The sequence below is a fragment of the Heyndrickxia sp. MSNUG genome (genome assembly GCF_049532715.1).
Classification (GTDB): Bacteria; Bacillota; Bacilli; order Bacillales; family Cytobacillaceae; genus Mesobacillus.
Window position 1 is genome coordinate 3,056,248 of sequence record NZ_CP150978.1, and the last position, 22,233, is coordinate 3,078,480.

General features: G+C 40.0%; 23 protein-coding genes. 3 read left to right on the forward strand and 20 right to left on the reverse strand.

The window, feature by feature from the left end; all coding sequences use genetic code 11:
- Nucleotides 1-110 precede the first annotated feature (110 nt).
- Nucleotides 111-818 carry a DnaD domain-containing protein gene (locus tag AABM38_RS15355; protein ID WP_423407211.1) on the reverse strand — a complete coding sequence of 236 codons (708 nt, stop codon included), beginning with the start codon at nucleotides 816-818 and terminating at the stop codon, nucleotides 111-113.
- Nucleotides 819-1,507: 689 nt separating this feature from the next.
- Between AABM38_RS15355 and AABM38_RS15360 the strand changes: the two genes are divergently transcribed.
- Together AABM38_RS15360 and AABM38_RS15365 are read left to right on the forward strand one after the other, a co-directional pair.
- Complete coding sequence (locus AABM38_RS15360) at nucleotides 1,508-2,071, forward strand: helix-turn-helix domain-containing protein (protein WP_423407105.1); 564 nt, start codon at nucleotides 1,508-1,510, stop codon at nucleotides 2,069-2,071.
- Nucleotides 1,969-2,898, forward strand: a complete 930-nt coding sequence (locus tag AABM38_RS15365) for an IS3 family transposase (RefSeq protein ID WP_423410763.1) — start codon at nucleotides 1,969-1,971, stop codon at nucleotides 2,896-2,898. Before AABM38_RS15360 ends, AABM38_RS15365 begins: the two co-directional genes overlap by 103 nt.
- 58 nt (nucleotides 2,899-2,956) lie before the next feature.
- On the opposite strand, the gene asnS is transcribed toward AABM38_RS15365, so the two are convergent.
- The 16 genes from asnS to AABM38_RS15445 form a co-directional block, all read right to left on the reverse strand.
- A complete protein-coding gene (gene asnS / locus AABM38_RS15370; RefSeq protein ID WP_423407212.1) occupies nucleotides 2,957-4,252 on the reverse strand; it encodes an asparagine--tRNA ligase in 1,296 nt (431 codons plus the stop codon).
- Between the two features lie 128 nt (nucleotides 4,253-4,380).
- Nucleotides 4,381-5,568, reverse strand: coding sequence for a pyridoxal phosphate-dependent aminotransferase (locus tag AABM38_RS15375; RefSeq protein WP_423407213.1), 1,188 nt, complete (start codon nucleotides 5,566-5,568; stop codon nucleotides 4,381-4,383).
- Nucleotides 5,569-5,740: 172 nt separating this feature from the next.
- A complete protein-coding gene (locus tag AABM38_RS15380) occupies nucleotides 5,741-6,226 on the reverse strand; it encodes a DUF5590 domain-containing protein (protein WP_423407214.1) in 486 nt (161 codons plus the stop codon).
- An 84-nt stretch (nucleotides 6,227-6,310) separates the two neighbouring features.
- Nucleotides 6,311-6,481, reverse strand: a complete 171-nt coding sequence (locus AABM38_RS15385; protein WP_335375666.1) for a YpmA family protein — start codon at nucleotides 6,479-6,481, stop codon at nucleotides 6,311-6,313.
- A 310-nt stretch (nucleotides 6,482-6,791) separates the two neighbouring features.
- Entirely contained in the window at nucleotides 6,792-7,622 is an 831-nt protein-coding gene (locus AABM38_RS15390; RefSeq protein WP_423407215.1) for an ATP-dependent DNA helicase, read from the reverse strand.
- Nucleotides 7,623-7,675: 53 nt separating this feature from the next.
- Nucleotides 7,676-10,474, reverse strand: a complete 2,799-nt coding sequence (dinG, locus tag AABM38_RS15395) for an ATP-dependent DNA helicase DinG (RefSeq protein WP_423407216.1) — start codon at nucleotides 10,472-10,474, stop codon at nucleotides 7,676-7,678.
- A 228-nt stretch (nucleotides 10,475-10,702) separates the two neighbouring features.
- Nucleotides 10,703-11,089: an aspartate 1-decarboxylase gene (gene panD, locus AABM38_RS15400; RefSeq protein ID WP_423407217.1), complete on the reverse strand. Its 387-nt coding sequence runs from the start codon at nucleotides 11,087-11,089 to the stop codon at nucleotides 10,703-10,705.
- A gap of 27 nt (nucleotides 11,090-11,116) precedes the next feature.
- A complete protein-coding gene (gene panC / locus AABM38_RS15405) occupies nucleotides 11,117-11,965 on the reverse strand; it encodes a pantoate--beta-alanine ligase (RefSeq protein ID WP_423407218.1) in 849 nt (282 codons plus the stop codon).
- Nucleotides 11,962-12,798: a 3-methyl-2-oxobutanoate hydroxymethyltransferase gene (panB, locus tag AABM38_RS15410; RefSeq protein WP_423407219.1), complete on the reverse strand. Its 837-nt coding sequence runs from the start codon at nucleotides 12,796-12,798 to the stop codon at nucleotides 11,962-11,964. The genes panC and panB overlap by 4 nt, the downstream gene beginning before the upstream one ends.
- 243 nt (nucleotides 12,799-13,041) lie before the next feature.
- Entirely contained in the window at nucleotides 13,042-14,031 is a 990-nt protein-coding gene (locus AABM38_RS15415; protein ID WP_423407220.1) for a biotin--[acetyl-CoA-carboxylase] ligase, read from the reverse strand.
- Nucleotides 13,998-15,203 (reverse strand): CCA tRNA nucleotidyltransferase, encoded by a 1,206-nt coding sequence (locus AABM38_RS15420; protein ID WP_423407221.1) that lies wholly within the window; start codon nucleotides 15,201-15,203, stop codon nucleotides 13,998-14,000. Before AABM38_RS15420 ends, AABM38_RS15415 begins: the two co-directional genes overlap by 34 nt.
- Nucleotides 15,200-16,339, reverse strand: coding sequence for an N-acetyl-alpha-D-glucosaminyl L-malate synthase BshA (gene bshA, locus AABM38_RS15425; protein WP_423407222.1), 1,140 nt, complete (start codon nucleotides 16,337-16,339; stop codon nucleotides 15,200-15,202). The genes AABM38_RS15420 and bshA overlap by 4 nt, the downstream gene beginning before the upstream one ends.
- Entirely contained in the window at nucleotides 16,336-17,058 is a 723-nt protein-coding gene (bshB1, locus tag AABM38_RS15430; protein ID WP_423407223.1) for a bacillithiol biosynthesis deacetylase BshB1, read from the reverse strand. Before bshB1 ends, bshA begins: the two co-directional genes overlap by 4 nt.
- Nucleotides 17,033-17,464 carry a methylglyoxal synthase gene (gene mgsA, locus AABM38_RS15435; protein WP_423407224.1) on the reverse strand — a complete coding sequence of 144 codons (432 nt, stop codon included), beginning with the start codon at nucleotides 17,462-17,464 and terminating at the stop codon, nucleotides 17,033-17,035. The genes bshB1 and mgsA overlap by 26 nt, the downstream gene beginning before the upstream one ends.
- Nucleotides 17,465-17,474: 10 nt before the next feature.
- The gene (gene dapB, locus AABM38_RS15440; RefSeq protein WP_423407225.1) at nucleotides 17,475-18,275 is read right to left on the reverse strand and encodes a 4-hydroxy-tetrahydrodipicolinate reductase; all 801 of its coding nucleotides are present in this window, start codon (nucleotides 18,273-18,275) and stop codon (nucleotides 17,475-17,477) included.
- 18 nt (nucleotides 18,276-18,293) lie between these two features.
- Nucleotides 18,294-18,626, reverse strand: a complete 333-nt coding sequence (locus AABM38_RS15445; protein WP_423407226.1) for a nucleotide pyrophosphohydrolase — start codon at nucleotides 18,624-18,626, stop codon at nucleotides 18,294-18,296.
- 350 nt (nucleotides 18,627-18,976) lie between these two features.
- On the opposite strand from AABM38_RS15445, the gene AABM38_RS15450 reads away from it, so the two are divergent.
- The gene (locus AABM38_RS15450) at nucleotides 18,977-19,849 is read left to right on the forward strand and encodes a YitT family protein (protein ID WP_335375679.1); all 873 of its coding nucleotides are present in this window, start codon (nucleotides 18,977-18,979) and stop codon (nucleotides 19,847-19,849) included.
- A 28-nt stretch (nucleotides 19,850-19,877) separates the two neighbouring features.
- Here the strand turns inward: AABM38_RS15450 and AABM38_RS15455 are convergent, their stop codons facing one another.
- The 3 genes from AABM38_RS15455 to AABM38_RS15465 all read right to left on the reverse strand — a co-directional run bounded on the left by AABM38_RS15455 (nucleotide 19,878) and on the right by AABM38_RS15465 (nucleotide 22,082).
- Nucleotides 19,878-20,552: a zinc metallopeptidase gene (locus tag AABM38_RS15455; protein WP_423407227.1), complete on the reverse strand. Its 675-nt coding sequence runs from the start codon at nucleotides 20,550-20,552 to the stop codon at nucleotides 19,878-19,880.
- A gap of 60 nt (nucleotides 20,553-20,612) precedes the next feature.
- Nucleotides 20,613-21,407: a sporulation protein YpjB gene (ypjB, locus tag AABM38_RS15460; protein ID WP_335375681.1), complete on the reverse strand. Its 795-nt coding sequence runs from the start codon at nucleotides 21,405-21,407 to the stop codon at nucleotides 20,613-20,615.
- Nucleotides 21,408-21,476: 69 nt separating this feature from the next.
- The gene (locus tag AABM38_RS15465) at nucleotides 21,477-22,082 is read right to left on the reverse strand and encodes a DUF1405 domain-containing protein (protein ID WP_423407228.1); all 606 of its coding nucleotides are present in this window, start codon (nucleotides 22,080-22,082) and stop codon (nucleotides 21,477-21,479) included.
- Nucleotides 22,083-22,233 lie beyond the last annotated feature (151 nt).

A 22,233-nucleotide genomic window follows, 5' to 3' on the forward strand; every position in this document is an offset into this window, starting at 1 on the left:
ACCTGATAGGTTGAGAGCCAGCTAAATAATACTGATCAAGCCTCTTTTTAATGGGATTTGCAAAAAGAGCCTGGATAAAAAAACGAGAGAATGAATTCTCTCGTAGAAGATTACTGTTCAAGCCAATTATAAAATGGCACAGGATTTGGAGAAACCTTTGGTTCTTCTTTCCCTGCTTTTTGCAGGTTCTGATGCTGCCTGAATTTTCTCCCATAACTTTTAGCTTGTTCAATCGTTTTGATTCCATTTTTCTTCCATTCAAAAAGAATTCGGTCTATGTACCGAAAATTCAGCTTGCCCGATATGACAGCTTCCCTTAAAGCAGCCTTAATGATAATCGGGTCATGGTGATCATCGTCCATCCACATCGCCAGAGTCTCGCATTCAAAAGGAGATAATGGCCTGCCGAACTCCTTTTCGAAACAAGTATATAAGTCCGTTTCTTCTTGTCGGACAAGAAGCTCTTTTTCTTTCTTCCGTTTGAGCATGAATTGATCAAACAGCTTTTCCCAGAGTGGCTCCAGTGAATATTTCTCAAATCTGATTCCGTCTGAAGAATCGCCATCATTAATTGATATAAACCCTCTCTGAATCAGTGCTCGGAGCAAATCTGTACATTCGAAGGCTGATATCGTCATGTTGGCAGCAAGTTCCATAGGAGTAGGAAATTCGTTTCCTTTTTCCGAAAAGTAGAATACATGAAGTAAAAGTGCTAATTCTTGTTCGTTTAATCTCATTTCTTTGTACTGTGTAAGCAGTACAGCAGGAATGGTAATATTCCCTTCCTTCAGCCAATCTAACATATCTGCTTTTTTCATTCCGGACACCTCTTTTCATAGTATAGCATGAACAAGCCCGGCTGGTAATAAAATAGAAAAAGATTAAAAAGGGAAATTAGTCGAAAAATAGCAAAAAAACATGAAATCGGATGTTCCAATAAGAGCTATTAGAACAATGAACGGGAGAAAAAAGCATTATGGATGTTCCAATATGGGTCATTGGAACAATGAAATGATGAAATATGCATTATGGTTGTTCCAATAAGAGTCATTGGAACAATGAAATGATGAAATATGCATTATGGTTGTTCCAATAAGGGTCATTGGAACAATGAACGGGAGAAATAAGCATTATGGATGTTCAAATATGGGTGATTGGAACAATGAAATGATGAAATATGCATTATGTTTGTTCCAATATGGGTCATTGGAACAATGAAATGATGAAATATGCATTATGGATGTTCCAATAAGGGTCATTGGAACAATGAAATGAAGAACAAAGAATGATTGATAATAGAGATATCCACCTGCCAATGTTAAATTTTGAACACCTATGCACTTCCTATAAGTTTTGATTATCAATAGCCTTCCTTGTTGTTCATTTTCTCAGCACTATAATAATTTTGAACAATAAGTGCTCCGTGAAAATCTGTTAACAAAAAAGCCCGTAAAGGTACTGCACCCCAGAAGTTAGAGTTACAATCTAACTTCTGGGGTGTTTTTGTATGGCAAAGTATGGTGGAAAATTTAAATTAAAAATCGTAAAGGAATATCTAGAAGGTACTATAAGCTATATATCATTAGCTAAAAAATATGGTATCCCTGCTGAATCTCAAATTAGGAGATGGGTTCGTGCTTATAAAGAATTTGGCGAAGACGGACTGCGTAGGAAGCATTCTAAAAAAGTTTACTCTGTCCAATTTAAGTTAAATGTACTAAACTTTATGAAACAGACAGGTGCTTCTTACCAAGATACTGCGATTGTTTTTGAGATGAACAACCCTTCATTAATTAACAATTGGTACAAAACCTTCTTAGAGAAGGGTATAGAGGGCCTGCAAGAAAAAGCGAAAGGGCGGCCTTCTATGTCTAAAAATCATAAAGGAAAATCACTAAAAAAAGAAATAGAGTTATCTCGTGAAGAACTATTAGAACGTGAAAATGAACTTTTACGTTTAGAGAATTCATATTTAAAAAAGTTAAACGCTTTTCAGGAGAATCCGAATGCCTTCCTCGAAAAGCACAAGCAGCGTTGGCATTTGAACTCAAAGAAGAAGGATTCAGATTAAAAGATATATTAGTAGTAGTAGATATTCCAGAAGCAACTTATCATTATCAAGTGAAGCAATTGAAAAAAGATGATCCAGATAAAGAGTGGAAGGAACTAATTACTGATCTATTTCAAAAGCACGAGGGTAAATACGGATATCGTCGCATTTATTTAGAGTTAAGAGGACAAGGGTATGTGATTAACCATAAAAAGGTTCAACGAATAATGAGTGTATTGAATTTAAAATGTGAAAAATTCACACGTAAATCTCGTTATAAATCATATAAAGGTACAGTTGGTAAAGTAGCCAAAAACCGCTTGAATCGTAGATTCAATACATCTATCCGCCTGCAAAAACTAGTAACGGATGTGACCGAATTTAAATGTACTGATGACCAAAAGCTATATTTAAGTCCTATAATGGATTTATACAACGGTGAAATTATCTCTTTTGGTATATCCAACAGACCAACATTGGACCTGGTTTTAGAGCCATTAAATAAAGCTATTGAAATCATTAAGGACGAAGCAGAATATCGTACAACGATACACTCGGATCAAGGTTGGCATTATCAACATAATACCTGGGTAAAAACATTAAAGAGAAATAAAATCTTTCAAAGTATGCCTAGAAAAGCAAGCTGTGCAGATAATGCGGCAATGGAAAACTTCTTTGGGATTCTCAAACAAGAAATGTATTACGGAGAAGACTTAGTGCCTTATGAAGAGCTGAAAAGGAAAATAGAGGAGTATATATATTACTACAATAATGAACGTATTAAAGTAAAACTGGCTGGTTTAAGTCCAATACAATACCGAACTCAAACCAGCCAATTAGCTGCATAATAAAAACTCTAACTTTGTGGGGTCACCACCAAATTCACGGGCCTTTTCTATTTGATGCTTATGGATATAAACGGTTCAATAAACGAGGGAACGGAATAGATTCGCGAACATGCTCTACCCCGCTGATCCAGGCAACAGTTCTCTCAAGTCCTAATCCGAATCCTGAGTGAGGAACGGATCCAAACTGGCGAAGCTGCAGGTACCATTCATATGATTCAAGCGCCAAGCCATGCTCTTCCAGGCGCTGCTTCAGCAAATCATAGTCATATATACGCTCAGAGCCACCGATGATTTCACCATAACCTTCTGGCGCAATTAAATCAGCGCACAGGACTACATCATCACGGTCAGGAGCCGGCTGCATGTAAAACGGTTTTAAAGAAGTTGGATAATGCGTGATGAAAACCGGCTTTTCATAAGCTTCTGCAATGGCAGTTTCATGTGGAGCACCAAAGTCATCTCCCCACTGAATATCATCAAATCCTTTTTCATGCAGGAATTTAATTGCATCATCATAACTGATCCTTGGGAATGGAGCCTGGATGTTCTCCAGCTTGGAAACATCACGTCCTAATGTTTGCAATTCAATTTGGCAATTTTTCACTACTGATTGAACGATATAAGATACATACTCTTCTTGCACTTTTAAACTGTCTTCAAACTCATAAAATGCCATTTCTGGTTCAATCATCCAGAATTCAATTAGGTGACGGCGTGTTTTTGACTTTTCAGCACGGAATGTCGGACCGAATGAAAATACCTTTCCAAGTGCCATTGCAGCTGCTTCCATGTAAAGCTGACCGCTTTGGGATAAGAATGCATCCTCTTCGAAATATTTAGTATGGAATAATTCTGTTGTTCCTTCAGGAGCACTTCCTGTTAAAATTGGAGGATCCACCTTAGCAAATCCTTGCTCATTGAAAAATTCATATGTGGCACGAATGATTTCATTACGGATTTTCATCACTGAATGCTGACGTTTTGAACGCAGCCATAAATGGCGGTGATCCATGAGGAACTCAGTTCCATGTTCTTTTGGTGTAATCGGATAATCAGTTGCCTGATGAATAACTTCAATTCCATTGACTTGCATTTCATAACCTAGAGCTGATCTTTCATCCTTCGTAACTGTTCCAGTTACATAAAGGGAGGATTCTTGAGTGATTGATTTCGCCAATTGGAATACTTCTTCGGCTACCTCACTCTTAACCACGACTCCTTGAATAAAGCCTGTCCCGTCACGAAGCTGCAGGAAAGCAATCTTTCCGCTCGAACGTTTATTTGCAACCCAAGCTCCAATTTTCACTTCTTTTCCTTCATATTTATGGACTTCTGCGATTGTTGATTTATTCACTAATTGTTCCCTCCAAAACTAAACAAAGCTGGTAGTATGTATTGTTTTCATTATACATTTGCCCATAGGCTCAGGCAACACTCAAACTTAGAATACGGAGAATCGTTTAAGATTCTCCGCATATTTGATTATGATCGTCCATTTACAAATTGATGAATGCGGCTAATGGCTTCCTCTAATTGATCTAAGGAAGTCGCATAGGAGAGACGCAGATTATCGGGTGCACCAAATCCTGAACCAGGCACGACAGCAACATTTGCTTCTGTCAGCAATACTTCAGCAAACTCATCAACATCCTTGCATCCGCTTAGACGTGCTGCCTCTTTGGCATTTGGAAATAAATAAAATGCTCCCTGTGGCTTGACACATGAGAATCCTGGGATTTCGTTTAATTTAGCATGAATGATTTCAAGTCTTTCTTCAAATGCAGTTCTCATCATTTCTACAGCTTCCTGGGATCCATTGTACGCTGCAATAGAAGCATACTGGGCAGGAGTTGTAGGATTGGATGTACTATGGCTTGCGAGGTCGGTCATTGCATTGATGATCTTGTTGTTACCAGCCGCGTAGCCAATTCTCCATCCTGTCATAGAATGGGATTTTGATACACCATTGATGATGATGGTTTGCTCCTTTAAATCTTCAGAAATTTCCGCGATAGAAACATGCTGGGTATTTCCATATATTAATTTTTCATAGATTTCATCTGAAATAATTAAAATTCCTTTTTCAAGGCAAACATCGCCGAGAGCTTTCAGTTCTTCCCTAGAGTAGACCATTCCTGTTGGATTGCTTGGTGAATTGATGATTACAGCTCTAGTCCTGCTGGAGATTTTCTCTTTAAGCTGTTCAGGCGTGATTTTGAAATAATTTTGTTCAAGCCCTTCAACATAAACCGGGTTTCCTCCGGCGAGCTTGACTTGCTCTGGATAGCTTACCCAATATGGAATTGGAATGATTACTTCATCACCATCGTTCAGAAGCACCTGGAATAATGTATATAGGCCATGTTTTGCGCCGTTCGTGACAATAATCTCATTGGGCTTATACTCTAGCCCCTGGTCACGCTTTAGCTTTGAGGCAATTACCTTTTTTAATTCCGGAAGTCCGCCTGAAGGTGTATACTTTGTAAAACCTTCATTCATGGACTTCACAGCAGCATCGATAATATGCTGTGGTGTATTAAAGTCAGGCTCACCTGCTCCGAGTCCAATCACATCTTTCCCCTGAGCTTTTAATTCTTTTGCTTTTGCGGTAATTGCCAATGTTGAAGAAGGAGTGAGAGCTCCCACTCTGCTGGCTAACTGGAATTCCATCCTTTTACCTCCCAAGTATTTTAAGAATTGCAGATTTTCTGCTTTCATTTTTTCATTTAAACGAAAACGAACATTTTTTTCTAACCTTCCGCTGAATGTGATCATTTGGAATCAAAGTAGCATTCAGAGTAAACGGAATGAACAGCAGCTGCAAAGCTTGCTATAAAAATTCTTATAAATTATCAATAGCCCTTAATTTTTCTCCAGTATCGAAATCAACATAATAATAATTAATTGTATCGTTGGTGTTACGGTAGTAAATCTCCCATGCCGGCCTGTCCGTCTTTTGAATTCTGGCCATGCCAAGCCTGACTTCTACAATTTCATTGGGATTCTTTTCTTCATATAGTTTATTTAAAGCTTCTTTTTTCGTGATTCCATTTTTAGCATTTCTGGTAAGGACTTCACGATTTTTTTCATTGATCCAGACATATACTTCTTCCTGCTTGGAGTTTTTGCCTGTCATTACATAATAGGTTTCTTCGCCGCTATATAGGCTGAACTGACTGAAATCTTTCAAGTTTGTCTTCTCTTGGGCAATTCGCACAGCCTTTTCTTCTGCAGCCTTTAACGGTTCGGTGGCATTTAAGTATACATTAATCAGAATTCCCGAAATGACGACAATCGTGAGAACACTGAATAAAATCCATTTTTTCACAATATCCCCTTCTTTTATGCAAGCTCTTTTGGTAAGGATTGAGCACATATATTAGTGCCTAGCAGCTTTCAATGCTCCAACTCTTTATGTACGATAAATTGTAAATACTGCTTTTTCTTTGTCTTCCTGGTCCAGTGCAAGCCCAAACATAAGGTCATCATGTTTTAAGGTTCTGTTCAGGGCATCCACAATTTTATATAAATCGGGACTTTGCTGGATTTTCACTGTTGTTAAAACTTCGATTTTGCTTTCCATCCTGGAATTCCTCCTCTTGAAACAACAATTTTTGTCATTAATATGTAAGTGTATAGTAGGCAACACTAGAATCACAATACTCATTATATCAGGAATATAGCATCACTGGTAAGAGTATAACTATCAACAATACATTTCTAGTCCACACACATGAATGGCTGCGCATAAATTGCGCAGTTTTTTCTTCGCATAATTCATTCGCTTTAATAAGTGCTTGATTACAAAGATTCTTTAGATAGAAAAAATTACTCCTTTATAATTCAATCTTTTAGAAAAGAGAATTTAGTAAAGAACCATTCGAAAAAATACTTTATTCTTTGTTCATTATGGTAATGACATCATAATTTGAATTAGTAAGCTTAATTGTAACAGTACCATGCTTCTTGGTGAAATATACGTCAATCCATGCTTCATGCAGCATTTCTAAAAGTGCAGGATCAGGTTTTTTTGTACTTGATTTGAATATTATAGCAAGCTGGGGATCAAGATGTTCAATTAAAAGATCGGAAAAAGATCCCTTTTCAGCATATTGTGGGAGTTTGACGATATTGACATTTTCAAGCGGCTTCTCCAGGAATACCTGCTCAGCTTTTTGGCTGGCTGAACGAACATAAAAAATCTGATGATGGAAAAATTTAAACGAAATATCCATTCCTTCATTTTCATCGCTGCCATCAAAGATTACCTCTGCAGTCAAACCAGGCATCAGTTTATGAAAATCTCCCTGCTCCCAGCGAATTACCTTAACCTCAACCGGAATGAAACTTTTTGACAGTGACTGATTCGCTGACGCTCCTGTGACAATCTGCCGAACGTTATACTTCTTTATATAATGCTCGAGATTTCCCTGCCCTTCACTGGATGTCAGGATCACTGTTGATATGTTTTTAACTTTAAATAGGCTTAGCAGCCGGTCAAGTTCTTTAACAGTTCCCTTTCCACCTGTATTTAAAAGCATATTTTCTCCATTGGCATGCTGAATAAGTGAAGCTTCACCATCACTTAATGAAAAAAAGGTGAAAGCCGATTCATTTCTTTTCAGGTGGACGTCCACCCCCTCTACTTCAACAGGAGCAGAAGGAGATTCAAAAGGTATATAATACCAATTCATAAATACCAAAAACACGAAGATCAGCTTCATGTACACTCCTCCAATTACTTCTAGCTATAGAGTGTGTCATTTACCTGAAAATATCATAGCCAATCGTAAATAAATTCAACGATATGTGATATTGACCCTTTTTTCACTTTCACTTCTGGAATGGATCTTAGAAATGCTCGTCCATACGACGTCGTTAGCAGCCTTCGGTCAAAGATAAAAATCATGCCTCTGTCAGAGGATGTCCGGATCAGCCTGCCAAATCCCTGTTTAAATCTCAGGATTGCTTCAGGCAAGGATAATTCTGAGAATGGATTGCCTCCGTTTTCTTTTATTAAAGCACACTTTGCTGCTGTCAGAGGTTCATCAGGCGGTGAAAATGGCAGCCTGACAATAATAAGGCAAGAAAGATCCTCACCCGGGATGTCAACCCCCTCCCAAAAGCTGCTGGTTCCAAATAAAATAGCTTTGTCAAATCTCTTGAAGTTCCTTGTCAGCCTCGTCCGGCTTCCCGCGGTTATCCCCTGGGCAATGAGCACGAACTCTTCGAGCAGCCCGCTTTCTTTAATCAAATCATAAGTCTTTTTCAGCATTTCATGGGAAGTAAATAATATTAGCATACGGCCTTTCGTCGCCTCCGCAATAGAGATGATATGCTCTGTAATGGCCGCTACATATTCATCATTTGACACTGATTTAATATCTGGCAAATCGTCGGGAACTACAAGTTTCACCTGAGTTTCGTATGAAAAGGGTGATGGGATTTGTTTTTCAAGAAGCGGTGTTTGAATACCCAATTCCTTTTTTATAAATTCAAATGATTGATTTACCGACAGAGTAGCTGATGTAACAATGACACTTCTTTTTTTGTTGAAAAAAATGTCTGCAATATCATCCGCCACATAAACAGGGCGGGCAAATATAGTAGTGGAATTCTGCAATGCTCTCAAGTCGGCTTCAATCCATCTTACATATTTACTGCTCGTATCAATGAAAACATCCTTGGCTGTCTTTCGTATATCTTCTAAATCAGACTTCACTTGAACGACTTCCTCTAATAAAGCTTGATGATCCCGCGAGAGCTCCAGAGATATGTTCATCGCTTCTTTCAGCCGCTGTCCGAGGGCGTTTTCCAGATCCTTTATTAAGAAATAGAAGCGCTCGGCAGTGGTTTTCAATGCGGTCCAAATACGGTTGTTATGATCTGGAGCAAGACTTGTATGAAGCTTGCTGCCATTTGACTTAGACTTGCTTGTTTTTCGTGCATACATTCCAGCAAGCTTAAATAATTCGTCCGTTTCATAACCCAGGTCTGCAATAAGCTGACTTATCTCAAAGGTATGCAAACGGTTCTCAGAATGATCGACGCCGGCAGATCTCATAATCGACTCTAATTTGTAAAAAAGCTGAGTCTGCTCATAATGCCCAAGCTGGTTTAGCAGAAGTCTTACAGCCATATAATCAAGCGATTTCCCAAAATATTTTCCCGCTGCTTTTTCGAATTGGTGGCCTTCATCAAGCACAGCATATTCGTATTCAGGTAATGACCTGCTGCCCGTGACAATGTCGGCCAATAACATGGAATGGTTTGTAATTAAAATGTTGGCTCCCTTTGCTTTTTTGAGGGCACTTTTGTAAAAATCATGCTCGTCCCATTGCTTCGTTTGCAGGAACATTGTACGGTCATATTTAATCTTATTCCAAAAAAGCATGCCACCGCTGGACAGGTTAAGTTCATCGAAATCGCCTGTTTCAGTTTGGGTCAGCCAGACAAGAATTTGCATTTTCGTCAATGCAGTATCGTAATTTTCCTCAACTTCCTTAAGTGACTGCTCAAACCTTGCCATGCTGATGTAATGGCTGCGTCCTTTAATAAGCGCTGTGTTTAACTGGCAGTCGAACATAGCTTCAAGCTTAGGAATGTCATTGGATAAAAGCTGCTCCTGCAGCTGAGTAGTATAAGTGCTGATAATGACCGGTTTATTGTTTTCCAGAGAATAAATAGCAGCTGGCACCAAATATCCCAGCGACTTACCTACACCGGTACTCGCCTCGATCAGGGCATGCCCATCCCTGGAAAAAGCCTCATATACTATGTCCATCATTTCATATTGGCCTTGGCGTGACTCGAACTGTGAAAATGCTTTGTGCAGCAGATGCTGTTTTTCTGCATTTGTGCGCGGATAGTCTACTTTAGCTTGAACAGTTTCCACTGTGGAGATTTTCTTTTTTAATGCAATTCCGCGAAAGACATCGATATCTCCAGGCAATATTTCAATTGTGCTCTCTTTATGATTCAGGGCATCATCAAATAGCAAATGGAGATCGCTTTTCAGTCCCTCGGACAGTTTTGCCAGCTCTTTTAATGTAACATGGGGCAGAGAATTCAGAGCCTCTAGCATGATTAAAAGAAGTTCTGCAGTGACATATGCGTCACTGTCTGCTTGATGTGGCCGATCATGTCTAAGGTTCTCCTTTGCAGCCAGATCAGTCAATTTAAAGCTGTCAGCTGTTGGATACAGGATCCTTGCCATCTCAACAGTATCGAGTACAGGACCATAAAATCCTTCACAGCCGGCATTTAATAACTCGTCCTGTAAAAAAGAAAGGTCAAATAATACATTATGAGCCACAAAATAAGCGTCTTTAAGCATTTTTGTAATTTCGGAGGCAATTTCCGAAAATAAAGGCGCATCCTTGACCATTGAATCAGAAATACCTGTAAGTTCTTCAATGAATACAGGGATATCCTGCAATGGATTAACCAAAGAAGCAAATTGGCCAGTAATCTTACCGTTTTCGATCACAACCGCTCCAATTTGTATGATGCGATCCCCTTTTTTAGGGGAATTGCCCGTCGTTTCTAAATCTATTACAACATATTTTTGGCTCATTCATTTACACCTCTAACATTCAGTCAAACAAAAACGTAACATAAAAAGAAAAAAAGCGAAAGCAGAATACTGCATCAGATATGGCTTGGAAATAAAGCTCTTGTTCATTATTTTTCAAAGTTTCCTGCAAGGATATGTATGAAAAAACTCCCGACGACGCGGGAGTTTTTTTATATCGTTCATATGAACGGAAAATAACAAGTGAAATTTGTTGCCTATCATTTGGGATTATTGAAAAATCGTTCTTTCAGGTTCGGCGTAAAGCATTTCAACAATCTGGTTATTTTCATTCATCAAGGCTACTTTCGGCTGGTGAGTCGCTACTTTTTCTTCTGCCACCAAAGCGTAAGAGATAATAATAACTACATCACCCTCATGGACCAAACGTGCCGCAGCACCATTAAGACAGACTACACCACTGCCTCTTTCGCCAGGAATGATGTAAGTTTCAAAGCGAGCACCGTTATTATTATTTACGATTTGTACTTTTTCATTAGCAACCATACCGACAGCATCCAAAATATCACTATCAATCGTTATGCTGCCTACATAGTTCAGATTAGCTTCAGTAACTCTTGCTCGATGTATTTTAGCATTCATCATGGTGCGAAACATGGAATGAATTCCCCCTAATAAGTTAAGTTATTCTATTTCTAATATTATATTGTCAATCAGCCTGGCTTTAGAAAATCTCACTGCAAGAGCGATAATGATTTTCCCACTCAGTGTTTCCAGCTTTTTCAACTCAGGATAAGAATAGATTTCTATATAATCAACTTCCGCATCGCAATGATCAGTTATATGTTTGTTAATCAGCCTGACGATGTTTTGAGGATTACGCTCTCCGCTCTCAATAGTTGCTTTTGCTAATTGAAGACCTTTATTTAGTTCAGGAGCCTGTGCGCGTTCTTCTTTTGACAGATAAACATTACGCGAACTTTTGGCCAGGCCATCATCTTCCCTGATCGTATTTACAGGTACTAATTCAATTGGAAAGTTAAAATCCTTGATCAGACCTTCTACTACCGCAACCTGCTGTGCATCCTTCAACCCGAAATAAGCACGATCAGGCTGAATAATATTAAATAATTTCACTAACACTGTAGCAACACCATCAAAATGTCCTGGTCTTGACTTGCCGCAAAGAACATTTGTCCGCTGCTGAACGGTAACTTTGTTTGATGCTTCTTGAGGATACATTTCCTCTGCAGATGGATAGAAAATAAAATCGACACCTTCTGCCTCAGCTGTTTTGTGATCCCTGTCAAAATCCCGAGGATACGCATCCAAATCCTCTGTTGGGCCAAACTGAAGCGGGTTCACAAAAATACTCAGCACCAAAATATCATTTTGAGGGCGTGCTGTTTTCATAAGTGACATATGGCCTTCATGCAGAAATCCCATCGTTGGTACATATCCGACTGTATGCCCCTGAGCTTTCAGAGCGGTCATTTCCTTCTGCATTTCAGCTATTGTTGTGATGATTTTCATTCTCTTCCTCCATACAGTGCCTGCAATTCCTCTTCCTTCATTGTAAAACTATGCTTATCTTCAGGAAAGGCGCGCAGCCTCACTTCCGCTACGTACGAATTCAATCCTGAAGCGATCATTTCATTTACATTTGTATATTGCTTAACGAATTTAGGAACACGTTCTACTCCATAAGTGATAATGTCATGGTAGACGAGCACTTGTCCATCTACATCCATTCCTGCTCCAATACCTATTGTAGGAATCGTCAAGCTTTCTGATACTTGTTTTGCAAGCTGTTTTGGGACACATTCGAGCACAACAGCAAAGGCTCCAGCCTCTTCACATTTTTTCGCGTCCTCTATCAGCTTCATTGCAGCCTCTGCACTCTTGCCCTGTACTTTATACCCTCCAAGTACGCCAACAGACTGAGGAGTCAAGCCCAGATGAGCCATGACAGGCACTCCCGCACTCGTCAATGCCCTAATATGATCAATGACTTCATCGCCGCCTTCAACCTTTACGGCATTTGCACCGGTTTCCTGCATGATTCTTGCCCCGTTAATAAGCGTGTCTTTAATTGATAGATGATAACTCATGAAAGGCAAATCCACGACAATGAACGTATTGCCAGCTCCGCGCCTGACTGCTTTTGAATGATGAACCATGTCCTCCATCGTGACTGGAATTGTCGAGTCATATCCGAGTACAACCATGCCTAGAGAGTCACCGACAAGAATCATGTCAGCTTCAGCCTGTTCAGCATGCTTAGCAGAAGGATAATCGTAGGCAGTCACCATGACGATTTTACTGCCGGTCTGCTTCATTTTTAAGAAATCAGTCGTTTGTTTCATTTTCATTCCTCCCTTTTCTTAAGAGGCGATAAAACAATTGGTCAATACTGGACACTAAAAAAGGACCCATCTATGCCAGAAGGACCCTTTGAAGCCATGTACTTGTTTCATCCCTCTGTCCCAGTCCGCTAACGGATCCAGGCAGAACTATTTTATTATTTTGTAAGAAAGTCAGGTGCAGTTCTTGCGATACCGCCCAGAATGATTATAGCAAATGGCTTATATTTTGGCTACTTAACAATATTATTCATCTATTTGTATATCAGCTGAATAGATATTATGGACTTTCCCGGTTGAATCTTCTATTAACAGGACACCATCCTCGGTAATGCCAATGGCCTTACCCTTGATTTCCCCAGTTAACGTTCGTGCTGTAATTGCCTTGCCGATACTGACAGCATAGCTTTCCCACATCAATTTTATCGGGAAAAACCCTTTCTCCAGATATAGTACATAAAGCTTTTCCAGCTTTTCCAAAATTGCTCGGATCAGCATTTCCCTGTCGACGATGCTTTTGCTTTCAATCGAGAGAGAAGATGCAATATTTTCAAGATCAGCAGGGAAGTCCTCTTTCTTTGTATTCACATTGATGCCGATACCGATAATGATTGAATTAATTCGGTCAGCTTCCGCCTGCATCTCCGTCAGTATACCTGTAACTTTTTTTCCATTAATCAAAATATCATTCGGCCATTTGATTTCCGGTAGTAAACCTGTGACTTCTTCAATGGCCTGGACCACTCCTACCGCGCTGATCAATGTCAGCTGGGGAGCTTTTGGAATAGGCAAATTGGGCCTGAGAATGATGCTCATCCATATGCCTGTATACTTTGGAGAGTGCCATTTCCGGTCCATCCTGCCTCTGCCTGCAGTCTGTTCTTCCGAAATCACGACTGTTCCTTCTTCCGCATTTTCATATGCAAGTTTGTAGGCGATTTTCTGAGTCGAATCGACACTATCATGATAATGAAGATGTCTGCCCAAAAAATTTGTTTTTAGGCCTAGGTTGATTTTATCAGCACTCATCTCATCGGGAATAGAAACAATTTTATATCCTTTTCTTCTCACTGCTTCGAATTCAAACCCTTCCTTGCGCAGTTCTTCGATATGCTTCCAAACTGCGGTCCTCGAGCAGCCGGCAATATCCGCCAAGTGCTGTCCAGACAAAAACTCAGATTCGGTATTCGTAAAAGCCTCTATCAATTTTTTTCTGATTTCAGATTGCTCAGCCATACCCTTATTTTCTCCTTCTCATTTTGAACATCCCCATAAATTACAGCCTTTTCAATTTCCGCTAATAGCTCTTTTAGCCATGGGCCAGGATTTTTACCATGCCAAGCCATCAGGTCATTTCCTGTTACATTCAGTTCATGCCTTTCCTTTATAGGAAGAGAGTTAAATATCTGTTTAATTCTGTCTGTGCTGTTGAATTTTTCAGGAAACAAGGTCCGGTATACCCTTTCACAGCTTAAAGCGTTGTTTAAGCCTGCCTTGTATACTGATTCCTCATTCCATTCTTCACCCAAGCGGAATAATAACAGGGAAAGGAGTTGTTTTAATAACTTAATCTTCTGTACCGGAAGCTTCCAGCCTCTTAAGAAAGCATCAATTTCACTGCCATTCAATTGCAATTCATATAATAACAATACCCATGTTTCATTTAAATCAAGTTCTGATGAAAGCCTCGCTGAAAATTGGGTTAATGGCTTTTCATGATGAACCAAGCCAGGCAAGTATTGATACATTCCACTTTTCACCAGTAGCTCTGCAGCTTTCGCACGGTTACGACCAAGGAGTATCTTTTCAAATTCGACTGTTTTTCGTTCTACTGCGATATTTTCAAGCAAATTACAATGCTTCTGCAAAGATTTAAAGGTATTGTCTTCAATCGAAAAGGACAATTGTGAAAGAAACCTTACAGCCCTTAGCATTCTTAATGCATCTTCCCCAAACCGTTCATCTGGATTGCCTACTGTCTCGATCAGCTTTTTATTTATAGATTGCCTGCCTCCAAAGGGGTCGATGATATTCCCGTCCTTATCCATGGCAATCGCATTCATCGTAAAATCCCTGCGCTGCAGGTCTTCGGTCAGCGATCGAATAAACAACACTTTGTCAGGCCGCCTGAAATCGGAATATCCTGCTTCCGATCGAAAAGTTGTAATTTCATATGGAGTACCTTTGTAGTGGACTAGAATCGTTCCATGCTCAATCCCTACATCGGTCGTTTTAGGAAAAATCTTTTTCAATTCATCTGGCAATGCGGAAGTGGCGATATCTACATCTGCAATTTCGCGGCCAAGTATATGGTCTCTGACAGAACCACCAACAAAATAGGCTTCATAACCACCGTTCTCAATCAAATAAAGAACAGGGACAGCTTTTAAAAAAGGATTGCCAATCATCGTCCATCCTGCCCCACTAATTGATAGTAAATGTTTTCATATTCAGAAACGATTTGTTCAGCACTAAACCTTTTTTCGGCACGTTCAATGGAATTGGCTGAGAACCTGCGGTGTATTACTTCATTCGATAAAATTTCAACAGCCTTCTCGGTAATGGTCTTAATATCCCCTAGCTCGCAAATATAGCCTGTTTCCCCATTGACGATGACCTCAGGAATTCCTCCCACATCAGTTCCAATGCATGGAACCCCGCAAGCCATTGCTTCAAGAGCCACGAGACCAAAACTTTCTTTCTCAGAAAGCAGGAGCATCAGATCGCTTAATGAATAAAGCTCCTCTACTCGTTCCTGTTTTCCAAGGAGTAAGATCTTATCACGGATTCCCAGTTCACCAGCAAGATTGCATACAGTCTTCATTTCCGGGCCATCTCCAACAAGTAAAAGCTTTGCGGGTAAATGCTCTGCAATTCCAGCAAATGCCTGGATCACATCTTGAACCCGTTTTACTGGCCTGAAGTTGGAGACATGTATGACGACTTTTTCGTGCGGAAGAATTCCATATTCCTTTCTCAGTTCGCTGGAATCTGTACGTTTATTAACTCTCGTATCAATGAAGTTATATACACACTCAATGGTTTTTTTTGGTTTAATCAGTTCATGGGTCTGTGAAATCAATGAATTGGACACGGCAGTTACATAATCTGATTTCTCGATACCGAATCGTATTGCATCTGTAAGGGATGGATCATAGCCCAGCACTGTAATATCGGTTCCATGAAGGGTTGTCACGATTTTCAAATCGCGTCCGCTCATTTGCCTGGCTAAAATGGCACATACTGCATGCGGAATTGCATAATGTACGTGCAGAACATCGAGATTTTCCATAACAGCCACCTCAGCAATTTTGCTAGCCAAGGCAATGTCATACGGCGGATATTGGAAGACAGAGTATTGATTTACCTCTACTTCATGTGAAAATATATTATGATACATTTTCTTCAGCCTGAATGGCAGGCTTGAAGAAATGAAGTGGATTTCATGTCCTTTTTCTGCAAGAAGCTTGCCAAGTTCAGTTGCAACAACACCTGATCCGCCAACTGTAGGGTAACAGGTAATTCCGATCTTAAGTTTTTTCATCTTTTTTCCCCTAACAAATCCTTGTGGATTAACAATGGTTTTTTGGACATAAAGCCCTCGGCAAATTGCACACCGACCTCCTTGCCGAATAACTTTTCTCTTGCCTCTACACTCTCGATATATCCATTAACGAGAGGGGTATCAAAGGTCGACTCCCCCTTGGTAAATTGGCTTTCATAAGCATTTAGTGCTTCTATCTTTTTTGTCATTTCATTAGAGATATCTACAACAAAATCAGGCTTATGGAAACCATTAATCATATAAAAATATAATGTATCAGGCCTGTGGGAGGGTAGCTCCCTATTTTCATCGTATTTTCTTACGGCGGCCGAAAAGACCGCCTCCTCAACAAGGCGAGCGCAGCTGCCATGATCAGGATGACGGTCATCAAAATAAGGTGCAAACACTATCGCAGGACGATAAAACCTGATTATTCCCACGATTTTCTTTATGTATTCTTCCTTTAAAAACAGTCCCCTATCAGGCAAATCAAGCGCTCTTCTCACCTTTACCCCGAGAATTCCTGCAGCCTTTTCTGCTTCCTGCATCCTAATTTCAACGGTACCGTTCGAAGACATTTCAGCTTTTGTTAAATCACAAATTCCAATTCGTTTACCTTCACTAGCATATTTGGCAATTGTTCCACCCATGCCGATTTCCACATCATCTGCATGGGCTCCAAATGCCAATATATCAAGCTTTAGATTTCCCATCATCATCACCTTGTTTCTTTTCGACTATATTCCGCCAGTCGAGGTCGCCCCGTTCTATACCTTTTATTAAAATTTCCGCTGTTCCCATATTGGTCGCGAGCGGGACAGAATATACATCACACAGCCTTAACAATGCAGTCACATCAGGTTCATGAGGCTGAGCGGTAAGCGGATCCCTGAAAAAGAAAATCGCATCCATCTGGTTATTGGCAATTCGGGCACCAATTTCCTGGTCCCCTCCAAGAGGACCCGATTGGAAGCGCTCGACTATAAGACCAGTTGCTTCAATTATCCGTAATCCTGTCGTCCCAGTCGCATAGAGTTTATGATTTTCAAAAATTTCTTTATATGCAACCGTGAATCCCACTAAATCATCTTTCTTTCTATCATGGGCGATTAAGGCAATATTCATGGTCTCTCCCCTATTCAATAATATTCTCTAAGCCGTATACAAAAGAATCCATTTTCACCACTGTATCCACTGCGAGTTTTACTCCCGACATAAAGGAGCTCCGGTTATAGGAATCATGGCGAATTGTAAGGGTTTGTCCATCCGCCCCGAACATTACCTGCTGGTGAGCAATCAAACCTGGCAGCCTCACTGAATGGATATGCATGCCATCATAGTCAGCACCCCTTGCTCCTTTAATGGTTTCTTTTTCGTCTTTATGGCCCTGGATTTTCGTTTCCCTTACTTCGGCAATCATTTGTGCAGTCTTAACAGCCGTGCCTGATGGAGCGTCCAGTTTTTGATCGTGGTGAAGTTCAATAATCTCTACATCCCTGAAATACCGGGCTGCCATTTGCGAAAACTTCATCATTAATACTGCCCCAACTGCAAAGTTAGGAGCAATTATGCATCCCGTTTCCTGTTCTGTACACATCCGCTCCAGTTCACTTAGATCATCTTTAGAGAAGCCAGTTGTTCCCACTACAGGTCTAACCTTATATTTCAATGCGGTCCTTGTGTGGAACATGCCTACCTCTGGAGTCGTCAAATCGATAAGAACATCAGGCTCGATTTCCTGGAGGCATTTCTCGAAATCTGTATATACCGGTGCCTCACTTTGAGGGAAGCCATCGATTTCTCCTAACTTCTTTCCTTCGTGCTTTCGGTCAACTACAGCAGCCAGTTCATAATTCTCCGTGTCGAGCACAAGCTGCACTGCTTCTCTTCCCATTCTTCCGCGAGGGCCAGCTATAACTATTTTAACGTTTTTCATATATGTATCTCCTTTAATTTAGCTGTCTTTACGAGTCCAGCGATCTTTATCTCTAGTGTTGAACTTAGCCATGACTCTGTCATGCGCAGTTTCTAGATCAATATTTAATGAGTTGGCAAAACAGATCATGACAAACAACATATCTCCCAGCTCTTCTTCAACTGTTTTTTCTTCTTCATCGTGTTTCTTGGGTTTCTCTCCATAATAATGGTTCACTTCTCGTGCCAATTCCCCAAGTTCCTCGGTCATTCTTGCAAGCAAAGCCAGCGGGCTGAAGTAGCCTTCCTTAAACTGGCTAATATATTGGTCCACTTCCTGCTGGAGGTCTTTAATAGATTTATTTTCACCCAAGCAATTCACCCAACCTTCATATGTATGCTATTCTATATCGATGTTAGCTCAATGTAGAGGCTTTGACAAATATTTTTGATTTACGATGTCCTGTAACAGGAACTTTTCTTCAGATTTTCTGTTTTTTTGTGCAACCATATCCGTATTAATGATTTTTCCTTCTGTTCTTACTATTATGCCTTCATTCCTTTTTTCCGGACATTCACTTTTAGAGAAATTCGATATAATAAGCATGTCAATGAACTAATGCGAAAATAGCTCCCCGTAAAAGATTGCCCTTGTGACTTATATTTTATATAATAAAATCGCTTTGACTGCTAGAAATATGCATACTCTTGGGAGGTATCATTTTGCTCTATGGCTTAAAATTTAAAAATATATTTTTCATTCTGCTTGGTTCAGCCATATTTTCTTTTGGGCTTGTCCACTTCAATATGCAGAACAACCTTGCAGAAGGTGGTTTTACAGGGATTACCCTTATGCTTTACTTTGTATTTGGATGGTCTCCTTCCATAACGAATTTATTGCTGAACCTGCCGCTTTTTTTCCTTGGCTGGAAACTGCTCGGACGAAGTGTCTTTATTTATACGATTATCGGTACAGTGGGTGTATCCATATTCCTGGGAATCTTTCAAAAGTATCAGATTGAAATGCCATTATACGAAGATTTGTTTTTGGCTGCACTGTTCGCTGGTGTCTTTATCGGTATCGGACTTGGAATTATCTTTCGTTATGGTGGTACGACAGGCGGAGTCGATATTATCGCCAGGCTTGCACAAAAATACTTTGGCTGGACAATGGGCCGAACAATGTTCATGTTTGATTTCGGCGTAATAACTCTATCGCTTATTACATATTTGAATTACCGTGAGGCGATGTACACACTAGTAGTTGTATTTGTCGGAGCGAGAGTCATTGACTTCATGCAGGAAGGTTCTTATGCTGCAAGAGGGGCAATGATCATATCTGATAAAAATGATGAGATTGCCGCGAAAATAATGAAAGATATGGACCGGGGTGTCACCAGTTTAAAAGCAGTCGGTTCATATACGAAAACAGAAAGAAACGTACTATACTGTGTTGTCGCGAAAAATGAGATTGTACGACTGAAGAGTGTGATTAATTCAGTAGACCCCCATGCGTTTGTTTCCGTCACGGTTGTCCATGATGTGCTTGGTGAAGGGTTCACGCTTGATGAAAATAAACTACCTTTAGAAAGATAAAAAAATCCGGACATATTGTCCGGATTTTTTATTCGTTTCTTGTCATTCCTGTGTAAATTAATACTAGACGTAATAATTCTAGAACAGCCACTGCTGCTGCAGCAACATAGGTCAACGCTGCAGCATTAAGGACTTTTTTAGTTTCTCTTTCTTCATCATTCCTAATGATACCGGCAGATACAACCTGGTCCATTGCACGATTAGAAGCATTGAATTCAACCGGCAATGTGATTACCTGGAACACAACCGCAGCCGCCATGAAGAGAATGCCCAACAATAGCATTCCGCTCAGATTTGCAAAAATACCGATCATAATCAGAATCCACGAAAAATTGGAGCCAATGTTAGCCACAGGTACAAGTGCTTGTCGAAAACGAAGGAATGCATAGTCCTTGGCATCCTGGATGGCATGGCCTACTTCGTGGGCCGCAATGGCAGCGGCGGCAACAGAATGGCCAAAAAAGTTTCCTGAAGACAAACGCACTACCTTAGAACGCGGGTCATAGTGGTCACTTAAATATCCTCTTGTTTCCTCTACTCCCACATTGTACAAACCATTATCATCCAAAATTTTACGAGCCACTTCTGCTCCAGTCATCCTTGATGAAGAAGCAACTTTCGAATATTTCTTGTATGTGCCTTTAACTCTGAATTGCGCCCACAGAGGAATTATAATGATAATCGCGAAGTAAATTAAATACACCCAAAAACCTCCTAACAGCTCATGTTGTTTTTTCTATTGTATAAATGCTGATATTCGGTGTCAATTTTTCCGCTCTTTTTGAACCTTCTTCGACTTTTGATTGTCTCCTTTGTATTTTCTCCATCCTACATAAGACAATGTAAGAATGATGATGCTTCCAGTAGAAATCATCACCCACCAAAGCGATGGATCCGCTTCATCCTCGGTCATTTCATCAAAAATAGTCTGCAAATCAGATTCAAGTGCTTCAAGTTCTTCCTGGCTTGAAGCTTCAGATAAAACCTGCGGACGATACTGATCTATGAAACTTACCTTAGCGTCAATTTTTTGGATTGTCTCAGGATTTATGTCGATCTTCATGCTCGGATAAATGACATTATATAAAGACAGAAATGAGTTAAGGTTTGAATGAAATTCGTCGTTATTACCTTCACTTGCAGCTGTTTTTACGTCGTTGAATACCGTCATGATTGGTCCTTCCATTTCAGTCCATAACGGCTGGTGAGTAGATGCAATAGCATCTATGACAAGTCTGAATTTGGTGACCTTGTTCATTCTTTCATTATGCCCCATTTCAGCATTTGCCATTGCTTCAATTGCTTCTTCATGAGCAACGGTTATAATTCTAAGCTCGTCCATCGAAAATGGCCTGCCATTCCCTGTAACCGTAAGAAACTCTTCTGAAAAATGCTTGAGGATCCTGTTTGCATCATCATAGCGATGAAGCTTGGCCATTTGCAGTGCTTCATCAGAAATTTCATCAAGCTGTTCAACAGGCGACGTTTTTTCGGCATATGCTGCTAACGGCGCGAGCATGAGCAGCACCGAAAATAATAAGAAAAATTTCGCTTTCATTCCTGTCCCCCCTCTAAATACTATTAAAATGTATGATAGAGTGGACAAGGTTAGACCAGAATTTAAGTCTTATCGGAATGTTTTTATAGACAGGGAAAATCTGCCTGTACGCAGACCGAAATAATATCCCACGCCAATTGACAGAATACTGAGCCAGAATGTAAAGTAGCCGATTTGGTCCATGTATAAATCTAGCGAATGGTACCTTGGCATCATCATGAACACATAGTCAATAATTTCATTATGCAGGACAACTACAGCAGCCACAATCAGGTGCCACGCCTTCATTCGGTAAAAAGGTGCATACAGCACACCCTCCACTGCCATGGCAAAGTGCGAGCCCATTAGCATTAATCCAATCCAGTCGAGATGTCCGGAAACAAAAAAAACAAGCATATTCATCACTACAGCCCATATTCCATATTTGAAAAGGCTGACAATGGCAAGGGCCTCCATTAGCGGCCAATTCCTTCCCATTAAGAAAGCTGCCAAAACGAATACAAAAAATAGACTTGCCGTCGGGCTGTCCGGTACAAAAAGCAAAAATTCAGGCGGTGTGTCTACAAGCTGCCATTTATACCAGTAGTATCCATAAGCAGTCCCAAGTACATTGACCCAAAATAATAACCAAAGTACAGATTTATTGCCCAGTAAGGGATAGATTATCTTTAACATCTTGTCTCTCCATTCCAAAGTTTTCTATTTCTATTATTACAGTTTAAGGATCAGAAACCAAGCATGCAATCTGTCAATATATTATATAAGGCTATATTATAAAATATATTTTATGGATGAGGATTACATAGGAAGTTATAAAAATTCTTCT